12 protein-coding genes are annotated in these 11,833 nt (G+C 64.6%); 2 read left to right on the top strand and 10 right to left on the bottom strand.

Going from position 1 to position 11,833, the window contains the following annotated elements; genetic code table 11:
* Positions 1-87: 87 nt before the first annotated feature.
* From NKH67_RS06740 to NKH67_RS06695, 10 genes are all read right to left on the bottom strand, one after another.
* Positions 88-1,074: a branched-chain amino acid ABC transporter permease gene (locus NKH67_RS06740; protein ID WP_352469659.1), complete on the bottom strand. Its 987-nt coding sequence runs from the start codon at positions 1,072-1,074 to the stop codon at positions 88-90.
* A 5-nt stretch (positions 1,075-1,079) separates the two neighbouring features.
* Positions 1,080-1,976: a branched-chain amino acid ABC transporter permease gene (locus tag NKH67_RS06735; protein WP_352469658.1), complete on the bottom strand. Its 897-nt coding sequence runs from the start codon at positions 1,974-1,976 to the stop codon at positions 1,080-1,082.
* Entirely contained in the window at positions 1,973-2,701 is a 729-nt protein-coding gene (locus NKH67_RS06730) for an ABC transporter ATP-binding protein (RefSeq protein ID WP_502893727.1), read from the bottom strand. The genes NKH67_RS06735 and NKH67_RS06730 overlap by 4 nt, the downstream gene beginning before the upstream one ends.
* Positions 2,682-3,419, bottom strand: a complete 738-nt coding sequence (locus NKH67_RS06725; RefSeq protein WP_353030428.1) for an ABC transporter ATP-binding protein — start codon at positions 3,417-3,419, stop codon at positions 2,682-2,684. Before NKH67_RS06725 ends, NKH67_RS06730 begins: the two co-directional genes overlap by 20 nt.
* A 140-nt stretch (positions 3,420-3,559) precedes the next feature.
* Positions 3,560-4,768 carry an amino acid ABC transporter substrate-binding protein gene (locus NKH67_RS06720; RefSeq protein ID WP_352469657.1) on the bottom strand — a complete coding sequence of 403 codons (1,209 nt, stop codon included), beginning with the start codon at positions 4,766-4,768 and terminating at the stop codon, positions 3,560-3,562.
* A 55-nt stretch (positions 4,769-4,823) separates the two neighbouring features.
* Complete coding sequence (locus NKH67_RS06715; protein WP_352469655.1) at positions 4,824-5,213, bottom strand: nuclear transport factor 2 family protein; 390 nt, start codon at positions 5,211-5,213, stop codon at positions 4,824-4,826.
* Positions 5,214-5,230: 17 nt separating this feature from the next.
* Complete coding sequence (locus NKH67_RS06710) at positions 5,231-6,025, bottom strand: MoaF C-terminal domain-containing protein (RefSeq protein WP_352469654.1); 795 nt, start codon at positions 6,023-6,025, stop codon at positions 5,231-5,233.
* Positions 6,026-6,038: 13 nt separating this feature from the next.
* A complete protein-coding gene (locus NKH67_RS06705) occupies positions 6,039-6,827 on the bottom strand; it encodes an SDR family NAD(P)-dependent oxidoreductase (RefSeq protein WP_352469653.1) in 789 nt (262 codons plus the stop codon).
* A 175-nt stretch (positions 6,828-7,002) separates the two neighbouring features.
* Positions 7,003-7,584, bottom strand: a complete 582-nt coding sequence (locus NKH67_RS06700; protein WP_352469652.1) for a YceI family protein — start codon at positions 7,582-7,584, stop codon at positions 7,003-7,005.
* A 41-nt stretch (positions 7,585-7,625) separates the two neighbouring features.
* The gene (locus tag NKH67_RS06695) at positions 7,626-8,519 is read right to left on the bottom strand and encodes a hypothetical protein (RefSeq protein WP_352469651.1); all 894 of its coding nucleotides are present in this window, start codon (positions 8,517-8,519) and stop codon (positions 7,626-7,628) included.
* 209 nt (positions 8,520-8,728) lie between these two features.
* Here NKH67_RS06695 and NKH67_RS06690 point away from each other — a divergent pair, with 209 nt between their 5' ends.
* Positions 8,729-10,231, top strand: a complete 1,503-nt coding sequence (locus NKH67_RS06690) for an aldehyde dehydrogenase family protein (RefSeq protein ID WP_352469650.1) — start codon at positions 8,729-8,731, stop codon at positions 10,229-10,231.
* A gap of 4 nt (positions 10,232-10,235) precedes the next feature.
* A complete protein-coding gene (locus tag NKH67_RS06685) occupies positions 10,236-11,825 on the top strand; it encodes a GMC family oxidoreductase (RefSeq protein WP_352469649.1) in 1,590 nt (529 codons plus the stop codon).
* Positions 11,826-11,833: the final 8 nt, after the last annotated feature.

The raw sequence follows: 11,833 nt of genomic DNA, 5'->3' as shown, positions 1-11,833 counted from the left end.
CATTGTATCCTCACCTTTCATAATTTTTCGAGGGCTCTCACTCCCGACTTGCAGCGCTGACGCTTCAACAGGGGCTGTACCCAGACCTCAAGCCGTCCGCGCCCTGCCCGCAAAACTCCGCATCAGCCCCTTCGGCAAGAACAGCATCGCCAAGATGATGGTCAGCCCCGAAATCACCGGGTGGTAATCCGGCACCACGATGCGCGCCAGGTCGAACACCGCGTACATGACGAAGGCGCCGAGGATCGGGCCGAGCAGGGTGCCGGTGCCGCCGACCACCGTCATCATCAGCGGCAAAAGCATCCAGTCGAGGTCGAAGACGGAGTCAGGGCCGACATGGAAGATGTAGTAGGTGTAGAGGCTGCCGGCGACGCCGGCGATGAAGGCGCTGCCAGCAAAGGCGGCGACCTTGACCCTCAGCGTGTCGATGCCGTTGGCCGAAGCCGCCATCTCGTCGTCGCGCACGGCGATCAGCGCCAGGCCGTAGCGCGAGCGCATCAGCAAGCGGATGGCAAGCGCCGTGCCCACCATCAGGCCGAGCCCGACCAGATAGTGCGGCAAGAGCGTATCGAAGGTGCCGGCGGGCGCCACGACGCCGAAGGCGCCGCCGGTGAAATCACCGCCATTGATGAACATCACCTTGATGATCTCGCCGAAGCCGAGCGTGCCGAGCGCGAAATAGTCGCCGCGCAGCTTTGACAGCAGCGGCAGGCCGATGATGATGGCGGCGACGGCCGCGACCAGCCCACCCAGCATCATCGTCACCGGGTCGAAATAGTAGATCCGCGGATAGGCGTCATAGAACGTGCCCCAGAGATAATTGCCGCTCCACAGAATGGCGGTGGTGTAGGCGCCGAGCCCGAAGAAGGCATGGTTGCCGAGGCTGATCTGGCCGCCGAAGCCGGCAACGAGGTTCCAGCCTTGCGCCATAGTGGCGTAGATGAAAACGAAGAACAGGAACGAGAAGGCATAAGAATCGATCGCGCCGGGCAGGAGCGGCACCAGCGCGAGGGCAGCGACCACGGCAATTGCGATCCCAATCCAGAATTGTTCCGGCAAGGCTTTCATCATCATGACGCTCAAGCCTTCTTGTAGGGCCGGCTGAACAGGCCTTCCGGCTTGAACATCAGCACCGCCAGGAACACGCCGTAGGCGATAGCGTTGGTCCAGCCGCCCGAGATGAAGTACTGCACATAGGCTTCGATCAGGCCGAGGATGATGCCGCCGGCAAGTGCGCCCGCGACATTGCCGATCCCGCCCAGCGCCAGCGCCACCAGCGCCTTGAGGCTGAAGATGAAGCCGGCGAACGGGTTGAACGGGAAAGTCGTCGCCACCGCGACGCCGGCCGCTCCGGCGAGTCCGATGCCGATCGCGAAGGCGACGGCGTTGACGCGGTGCGGGCTGATGCCCATCAGCGTCGCCGCCTCCATGTCCTCGGAGGCCGCGCGCACCGCCTTACCAACCAATGTCTTGCGCAGGAATAGCACCACCAGGCCGGTACCGGCGAGCGCAATCACGAAGCCCATCGAGCGGGTGAAGGAGGTGCGCACGCCCAAAATCTCGATGCCGCTCGCCGTGTAGGAGGTGACGATGGCCGCGGTGTTGCCGCCCCAGATAACCGTCATCAGGTTCTGGATCAGGAACATCAGACCGACCGCGATCAAGAGTGAGATGTTGCGGTCCTCCGCTGCCGCCGCGCGGCGAAACAGGCCTTGGTAGACCAGCCAGCCGACGACGAGCCCGACGGGCACGACGATCAGCAGCGACGCGAAAGGGTCGATGCCGACGCCGTAGAACAGCGCCCGTACGAAATAGGCGGACAGGATGATCATCGCGCCCTGCGCCAGAAAGATCAGCCGCATGGTGCCGAAGATGAGGCTGAGGCCCACCGCCGCAACGCCGTACATGGCGCCGCCCAGCGCGCCGTTGAGCGACAGCTGCAGCAGGATTTCCGGAGGCGGAATGTTCTGCATCATTGCACCTCCAAGACGCCCATATAGGCCTTCTGGATTTCGGGATCGGCGATGAGCTCGGCACCGGTGCCTTGCATGGCAAGCTCGCCGGTTTTCAGCACGAAGGCATAGTCGGCGACCTTCAGTGCCTGATGGATGTTCTGCTCGACCAGGAGGATGGTGACGCCCTGCTTGTGCAAGGTCTCGATCAGCGCGAACATCTGCTGCACCACGATCGGGCTGAGCCCCAGCGACGGCTCATCGAGGATGAGCAGCGACGGGTCCGACATGGTGGCGCGCGCGATCGCCAGCATCTGCTGCTCGCCGCCGGAGAGCGAACCGGCCTTCTGCCCTGCCCGCTCCTTTAGCCGCGGAAACAGCGTGTAGGCTTTCTCCAGCGACTGCTTGAAGCGCTTCCGCACCTTGGGTTGGAAGGCGCCGAGCTCGAGGTTTTCCAGCACGGTCATCTGCCGGAACAGGCCGCGCCCTTCCGGTACATGCGCGATGCCCATCGCCGCGATCTCCTCCGGCGCCTTGCCGGCCAGCGGCGCGCCGGAGAGGAAGATCTCGCCGCGCTTCGGCTTCAGCAGACCGGAGATGGTCTTCAGCAGCGTCGTCTTGCCCGCGCCGTTGGCGCCGACAATGGCGACGATGCTGCCGGCGTCGACGTGGATCGACACGCCCCACAGCGCTCCGACGTCGCCATAGGCGACTTCCAGATTGGTGACGTCAAGCAGCCGGTTCGCCAAGATAGGCCTCTATCACTTTGCGGTTGGCGACGATCTCGCGCGGCGTGCCGTCGGCGATCTTCTCGCCATGGTCCAGCACGATCACCCGGCTGCATACCTTCATGATGGCATCGACCTTGTGCTCTACCCACAGGATCGAGACCCCCTTGTCTGTGCGCACGCGGCGGATGACATCGACCGTGCGCTGGATCTCGGTCGGGTTCAGCCCCGCCATCGGTTCGTCCAGCAACAGCAGCCCCGGGCTGGAGGCAACAGCTCGCGCGATCTCCAGCAGCCGCCGGTCGGACAACGTCATATGCGCGGTGCGGACATCGCGCTTGGCGGTCAACCCGACCAGTTCAAGTGCCTCCTCGGCGGCTGCCGTCGCATGCTTGACGCGGCCGCCCGAGCCATAGACGGCACCGACCATGATGTTCTCGAAGGCCGTCATGGTCAGGAACGTGCGCACCAGCTGGAAGGTGCGGGCAATGCCGAGCCGGCAGATGCGATGCGGGGCCGTGCCGGTGATGTCCTCGCCACGGAAGCGGATACGGCCCTGGGTTGGGGTGTAGAGCGCGGTAATTACGTTGAACAGTGTCGACTTGCCGGCGCCGTAGGGACCGATCAGCCCGATCAGCTCATTGGCTCCGACGGCGATGTCGATGTTGTTGAGCACGACAAGCCCGCCGAACCGCTTCTGGATCGCCTCGAGGCGAAGCAAGGTTTCGTCAGGCTGCATCGTGTGTTTCCGTTTCTCGAGGGGAAGCTATCCGCGCAATCTATCGAGGTCAGCGCCGCCCTCATCGCCCTGCCGGCCTTCTCCCCGAGTAGGACGGGGAGAAGGGCAGGCGGCAACGTCGGAGCCCGTGCCCTCGCCGCTCAGCGCTTGTCCCAGGCCGGCGCCGGCTTGTAGGTCCAGTTGCCATTCGGGAAGATCAGCTGGTGCTTGCCTTGCCACCATTGCGTGGCAACGCTGGGGATCAGCGCAAAGCCGGTCTGGTCGAATTTGAGATCGCCGACGACGGTGTCCTTGAATTCCTGGTTGAAGACCGCGTCATGCAGCGCGGCGGCATCGGTGGTTCCCGCCTTTTCGATCGCCTGCGCCAGCACCTGCGCATTAGCGTAGAAGGCGCCGACTGTGACGGAGTCCTTCTTGAATTCGGCCTCGTAGCGATCGCCGAGTTCCTTGGCGCCGCGATAGGGATAGCTCGACGACCAGAAACCGTCGGTCATGATGTAGTCCGAATCCGCTCCGAGCGCTTCGTGGAACTCGCCCGTCCAGGTGCCCTTCCAGCCATGCAGATAAGGCACGGAGAAGCCGAGCTCCTTCATCTGGCGCAGCAGCGTCACCGTGTCGGCCGGCGAGCCGAACACCAGCATGGCGTCGACATTGGCGGCCTTGAGCTTGGTGATCAGCGCCGAATAGTCGGTGGCCCCGATCGCCCAGGGATCGTCGACCGCGAAAGAGTAGCCATATTTCTTGGCCGCCGCCTCGAAGGCGCCGCCAAAGCCCTTGCCGTCGGGCGAATCCTCGGTGACAAGTGCCGGGTTCTTCGGCTTCTCATTGGCCGGCAGCTTGTTCCAGATCTCGAATGGCACCTCGGCGCCCGGCCCCGGGTGGAAGAAGAAGAGGGCCGAGTATTTGAGCTTCAACGGCTGCCACTCGAACGGGAACGCCGTCGTGATCATGTAGAACTTCTTGTATTTCTCGGCGACGATGGCACCGGCGATGTTCATCGGCCCGGAATGGGTCGATAGCAGCGCGTCGACCTTCTGCACCTTGATGAGGTTTTCCAGCGCCGAGGCGACCTTGCCTTCCGAGCTTTCGTCGTCGGCGACGACGAGGCGCACCGGCAGCTTCTTGCCGGCCGACTTGAGCATGATGCCGCCGGCCTTGTTGATGTCGGCCACCGCTTGCTCATAGGCCCATTTCTGCTCCTTGCCGTCGCCGGCCAGCGGCCCGGTCAAGGAGATCGGAGCGCCGATGACGATCTCGTCGCCGGCGGCATTCGCGACCCCTGTGCCGCCGGCCGCAAGTGCGGTCGACAGCACCAGGCCCGCCAGCATTGCCTTCAGATTGTTTCCCATTGCATCCTCCCAGGTTGTTTCATCGGCCGGACGCATCGGCGCCCGCCCGCATGCCTCAGACCGTCGCTGCCGCGACCAGCCTGGTATCGGTGAACTGCTCGAAACTCACGGCTTTACCGTCGTCCATCTCCCAGACATGGACGACGCGCGCCGACATTTGCTTGCCGGTCTTCCTGTAGGTGCCCGAATAGGTGCCGATGCCGACGATGGTGGCGCCGCCGTCGACCAGTCTTTCGAGCTTCAGCGTGTAGCCGTCCCACTCCTCGCCGATGCGCTTGAAGACCCCCGCTATGATGGCGTCGGGGCCGACATAGGTGCCGGCATAGGGGAAGCCCGCCATTTCGGTCCAGGCGGTGCGGCTGGTGATTGGCGCCATCATCGCAGATAGGTCCTTGGCATCGGAACCGGCGTAATGGGCCTTGATCGCTTCGTAGTTCTTGTTCATCGCGTTCTCCCGCGCGGTCAGACCGGCGCCTTGCCTTCGTCGTAGACGGTTCTGGATTTCTTCTCGATGTGAGCGCCGGCCGGCTTGTTCTCGACCTTGCCCAGGCTGGTCACGCCGAGGAATTTCCCGGTCGAGCGCATGACGTCCCAATTGTAGAAGAACAGCGAGGCGACCGGGATGATGAACTCGCGGAAGCCGAACACATATTGGTTGTCGGCAAACTTCCAGGTGGTCGCCAGGTCGACGTCGCCATGGCCACGCTGGATGCCGACGAGGTTCTGCCAGGCATAGCGCTCGGAGCTCAGATAGATGTGCTCGTAGACGTGGTTGGGGCTGTATGTGTAGTGCGCGGTGAGCCCGATCAGGTCCCGGGTCGGCGCCGGCTTGATACCGGTCGGCGCGTTGCTGGGATCCCCGAGCACGCCGGCCGACCAGGTCTGCGCGACGCGCGGCTCGCCGGGCGCTTCGCCTGCTTCACGCACCCGTTCGCGCACCGACAGCACGCGGCGCGTGCTGGTGTTGACGATGTAGGCCTCATCCTCGGTCGGCCGGGCGGCGAAAGTCATGTTGATGAAGAACACGTTGGCGGCGACTTCGAGCGCCTCGTACCAGTCCGCGCCGGCCTCGCTGCCCTCGCTCCACGCCACCGTGTCGGGCGACGTGAAGGCAAGGTCGATTGTGCGCCCCGTGTCGAGCGTGATCTTGAAGGTCTGGCCGCGCAACGCTGATGTCGTCGCCAGCCGGTTGGTGGCGATGCCGGCGGCGAAATCGTCGAAATGCTTCCAGTCCGCCGGCCTGTTCTGGTCGTTCATCGCACTCTCCCAATCAATCGACAAAAGCTAATGTCGGCAGGTCGACGACGGTGGCGCCGCCATCGACGGTCAGGATCGAACCGTTCATCATGGCCGCCTCGCTCGAAGCGACGAAGCAGACGACGTTGGAAACCTCTTCCGGTGTCGCCGGCCGGCCGAGCGGGACGTCCCTGGTCACCAGCCGGTAGGCATCGTCGATCGAGCCAAGTCCGTGCTTCTCGACGATCACCGCCATCTGTTCGTCGGCCATGTCGGTCGAGACCCAACCCGGGCAGATGATGTTGGTGCGCACGCCCTTGCGGCCATAGTCGCGCGCCAGCGATTTGCCGAAGCCGATGCAGGCATGCTTCATGGTGACGTAGCCGGCGGCGTCCGGGCCGGCAAACAGGCCGGCGATCGAGGCAACGACGACGATGTTGCCCTTCCGCGCGATCAGGTCCGGCAGGCATTCGCGGGCGCAGACGAAAGCGGTGTCGAGATTGGTGCGCGTCGCCAGGCTCCAGGTTTCGTCGCTCATCGAAATCGTCGGGCCGACACCATGGCCGCCGGCATTGGCGACGAGGATGTCGACCGGTCCGATTTTTTCATGCACTTCGGCAAGCGCCGCACGCACCGCCTTCGGATCGGCGGCATCGCCCTGCACCACCAGACCGCCAATATCCTTGGTCACAGCTTCCAGCGGCTCGCGCCGCCGGCCCATCAGGACCACCTTGGCGCCGTCGGCCGCCATGCGCCTGGCCACCGCCGCGCCGATCCCGGTGCCGCCGCCGGTAATGAAAGCCGTCTTTCCCGAAAATCGCATTGTTCCATCCCGATTGGTAAGCGCGCCGGCTATGTGCCGATCTTCGCTGGGAATAATGCGGCACCGGCCAATCTGCGTCTTGTCCGAGCGAGAACTTTGTTTTGACTGAGTGCGCACTTTGCGCCCTGTCCGATGAAGTGCCGCGCGACCTTGCGCGCGGCACTCGCTCGCCGGATTACTTTTTCACCGCTTCCAAATCCATGACGATGTCGACATCCGGGCCAAGGCCGAAGCCGGCCGCGGCCTTGGCCATCGGGAAGTCGGCCGTACTGACCTTGCCTGTGGCGCTGAACGCCGCCTTGGTCAGCGTCGCATCCCACGGCGCCGGCGCCTCGTTGATCAGCGTCACGTCGAGGGTGATCTCTTTGGACACACCGCTGATGGTGAGATTGCCGGTGACCTTGCCGGTCTTGTCGCTGACCTTCTCTACCTTGGTGCTTTCGAAGGAGATCGCCGGGAATTCGGCGGCGTTGAAGAAGTCGGGGCCTTTCAAATCGCTGTCGCGCTGGTCATAGGCGGTGTGCACCGAGCCGACATCGATCTCGGCCTTGACGCTGCTTTTCGATGGATCGGCCTTGTCCATCACGATGGCGCCCTTCACCGCATCGAACTGGCCATGCGCGATGCCGTAGATGCCGTGCTTTATGGTGAAGGTGATCCAGGCGTGCTGGCCGTCGATCTCGTAAGTGTCGGCATGTGCTGCCGATGCGAATGCGCACACCGAGGCAAAGGCTAACGCGGCCGTCAGTCTTCTCATCGTCAGGTAACTCTCCCCATTGTTGGTTGTCGTTCCTTGGCTCAGGAAAAGCCGAGGGCGGCTCCATGCGGCGCCCATAGGATCGCCGTCAGGATGGCCAATATCGCCGGTGTGGCGATCAGCAGACCGGCAATCGGCGGCCGCAACGGCCGGACGCCGGGAACAAGGCCCCGCAGCGGACCGGGCATCAGCATGGCCACGATCAGCGGCAAGGATGAAAGCACCAGCGCGACCGGATTAGCCTTCGGCGCCAGCAGCGCGACCTGGATCTGCACGGTGGCTGCGGCGTAGATAAGCAGCAGTTCAGTGCCCTTGCTCCAGGCAACGGCGGAGCCTCCGCGCAGCACTGTGATGTACTGGACAAGACACCAGCCGCCGGCGAGCGCGGCAAGCGATCCCAGCAATTGCCCGGTGACGATCGAGGCGCCAAGCACCGAGATGATGGCGCCGGCCAGGCAAAAAGCGAGCATCGCCGCCGGCACCAGGAACGGCGCTTCGGCGGACGACGATGGCGAGGACCGCGCCGACAGCAGCATCGCGGCGCCGACGATCGCCAACAGGCCGGCGATGAGGGCGGCGACCATCTGCAGGTCGAGTGAACCGCCGGCCAGGCGGCGCCAGCCAAGCCACAGCAAGGCTACCGCAAGCGCGGCGGCGACAAGCTTGCCCGCAACGGCAGCGCTCAACAGGCGTTCGGGCAACAGGCCCACGACGATGCCGCCAGAGGCGAGATAGATCAGCTTCTGGCTGGCGGCGACCGGCGGCACCACAGGCGGCCCGAGCGTGTCCCAATAGAAGAACAAAATCAAAGCGGCCCACAGCAGAGAAAGCACTGATCCCGGCAGTGCGACCCTTGCCAACAGCGCCATCACCGTGCCGAGCGCGAGTGGCAGCGCAGCAGTGGTGACCATCGGATTGCCCAGCAACGCACTCAATCGTCGACACCTCTTTGACAACCGGGAAGCCTGCGCAAAACACGCTGCTCGATGCGACTTTGGTCTAGGCCAGTCGACTGCGGGGCGTCTTGTCCAAGCGGGAACTTTGTTTTGACTGAGCGTGCACTGGCACCATCAGCCGCTTGAAGCCAGCCGACACGCTCCATAACCCTGATGCAACGTGTTCACCAGCAATCGAGGAGGATGGCGTGAACGAGAGAACCGTGCCGCCGATCAGCACTGCTGCCGCCGCTTTCCTGGCGCGTCCGCACCGGCCCTTCATCAATGGACGCTTTGTTGACGGCTTGGCGGGAAATGGCCTCGCTGTCGATGATTCCGCCTCCGGCGAGATCGTCGCGCATGTGCCCGAGAGCGGTCCCGAACTGGTCGACCAGGCGGTGCGTGCTGCGCGTGCAGCCCTTGAAGGCCCGTGGGCCTCAATGCGGCCGGTCGACCGCCAGAACCTGATGCTGAAGCTCGCCGACGCCATCGAGGCCGATGCCGATCTCTTGGCCGAGATCGAAAGCATCGAGAACGGCAAGTCGCTAGGTGTCGCCCGCATGCTTAGCGCCGGCGGCAGCGTCGACTGGCTGCGCTATTATGCCGGGTGGGCGACCAAGATCGAGGGCTCGACCTTCCAGGTGTCCATTCCGGTGCCGCCTGGCGCCAGGCATCAAGCGATGACCATAATGGAACCGGTCGGCGTCGTCGGCGCCATCGTGCCGTGGAATTTCCCGTTGCTGATCGGCATGTGGAAGATCGCGCCGGCGCTCGCCTGCGGCTGCACCGTGGTGTTGAAGCCGCCGCAGGAGACGCCGCTCGGCCTGCTCAGGCTCGCAGAACTGATCAAGGCGTCAGGCTTCCCGCCCGGCGTCATCAACATCGTGACCGGCAGCGGCAGCGGCACCGGCGAGGCGCTGATCCGTCATCCCGGCATCGACAAATTGACCTTCACCGGTTCGACGGAAGTGGGAAAACGCGTCGGCCACGCGGCCGTCGACCATGTCGCCCGCTTCACGCTGGAGCTCGGGTCGAAATCGCCGATGATCCTGCTTGCCGACATGGAAGAGGGCATTGAGCCCCTGGTCGCCGGGCTCGGCATGTTTTTCAACCAGGGCCAGGTCTGCACCTCGGCCTCGCGGCTGCTGATCGAAAAGTCTATCTATGACCGCACGCTGGCGCGGCTGGCCGAGATCGCCGATGGCATGACACTGGGCGCCGGCCGCGATGCCGAAGCCCAGATCAACCCACTGGTCTCGGCCAAGCATCGAAGGAGCGTCGAGGGCTTTGTCGAGCGCAGCCTGGCGGCCGGCGGCGAACGCGTCAGCGGCGCGCGGTCGGTACCGGCCAGGGGCCATTATGTCGCGCCGACCATCCTGCACAATATCAGGCCCGACATGGAGATCGCGCGTGAGGAGGTGTTCGGTCCGGTGGTAGCGGCGATGCCGGTCGCCGATCTCGACGAGGCGATCCATATCGCCAACGACACGCGCTATGGCCTGTCGGCCTCGATCTGGACCCGCGACATGGGCAAGGCGATGACCGCCGTCCACGGCCTCAAGGCCGGCACGGTGTGGGTCAATTCGCATAACACGCTGGACCCTGCGGCACCCTTCGGCGGCTTCAAGCAGTCCGGCATCGGCCGCGAACACGGCCGCGCGGCGATCGACGGCTATCTCGAGACCAAGACCGTCATCATGCGCTACGCCTGACGCCATGAACGCTGCGTACGACTACATCATCGCCGGCGCCGGCTCGGCCGGCTGCACGCTGGCCAACCGCTTGGTCAATACCGGCCAGCGCGTGTTGATCGTCGAAGCCGGGCCGGCCGACAATTCGCGCTTCATCGACATGCCCGCCACCTTCGCCAAGGTGATCGGCACGGCGCGCAGCTGGATCTACGAATCCGATCCCGAACCCAGCGTCGGCGGCCGCCGGCTACCGGTGCCGCAGGGCCGCACGCTGGGCGGCGGGTCGTCGATCAATGCCATGCTCTATGTCAGGGGCCAGCCGCAGGACTATGATGACTGGCGCGACCTTGGCTGTCCCGGCTGGGGCTGGGACGAGGTGCTGCCGGTGTTCAGGCGGCTGGAGCGCAACGAGCGGCTGGCCGGCGATCGCCACGGCACCACCGGACCGCTGCCCGTCTCCGATCCCCGCCATCGCCATCCGCTGTCTCTGGCCTATGTCAGGGCCGCGCAACAGGCCGGCTATCCCTTCAATGACGACTTCAACGGGGACAGGCAGGAAGGCGTCGGCTTTTACCAGACGACGACCGCGAATGGCGAAAGACAATCGGCGGCAAAGGTGTTCCTGAAGCCGTTGGCAGGCAATGCCAACCTCACCGTCGTCACCGATGCGCTTGTCACCGGCGTGACATTGGAAAACGGTGCGGCAAGCGGCCTCGCCTACACCACATCGGACGGACAGACCCATACAGCGACGGCGGAAGCCGAAGTGATCCTCACATCAGGCGCGCTGGCGACGCCGAAGCTGATGATGCTGTCGGGACTGGGGCCAGCCGAACATCTGACCGCGCTGGGCATTCCCGTCATCCGCGACATGCCCGCGGTCGGCCGCGACCTGCAGGATCACGTCGCGGCTCCCGTCTATGCGCTGACGCGCCAGCCGATCTCGCTGCTTGGTGAGGACCGTGGCCTGCGGGCGCTGCGCCACGGCCTGCAGTACCTCATGTTCCGCACCGGCCTGCTCACCTCGAATGTGGTCGAGAGCGGCGGCTTCTTCGACGCCGATGGCGATGGCCGTCCCGATATCCAGTTCCACGTCCTGCCGGTGATGATCGAGAGCGCCGAACACGGCTCGATCGAGCGGCACGGCATGGAGATCAATCCTTGTGTGCTCAGGCCGAAGTCGCGCGGCACGGTCAGGCTGCGCTCGCGCGATGCTGCCGATCCGATCCGCTTCACCACCGGCTTCCTGTCCGATCCGGACGATCTCGCCTTGCTGCTGGCCGGCATGAAGATCGCCCGCACCATCCTGCGCCAGCCGGCGCTGCAGGCCATGGTGGCGGAGGAGCTTTCGCCGGGCGCGGCCGCGGATCTTCCTGACCAGGCGATCGTCGGCCACATCCTCGAACACGCCAAGACGGTCTACCACCCATCAGGAACCTGCCGGATGGGCAATGACGACAGTGCCGTGGTCGATCCGCGGTTGCGCGTCCGCGGCGTGCCGCGCCTGCGGATTTGCGATGCCTCGGTCATGCCCAGGCTCATCAGTGGCAACACCAACGCGCCGGTGATCATGATCGCCGACCGCTGTGCCGATTTCATCCTCGGCAGCGCTTAGCGAGAAAC

The organism is Mesorhizobium sp. M0968, from assembly GCF_040319065.1.
GTDB lineage: Bacteria > Pseudomonadota > Alphaproteobacteria > Rhizobiales > Rhizobiaceae > Mesorhizobium.
The sequence above is the reverse complement of the archived record's forward strand: the minus strand, read 5'-3'. Positions and strand labels throughout refer to the sequence as shown.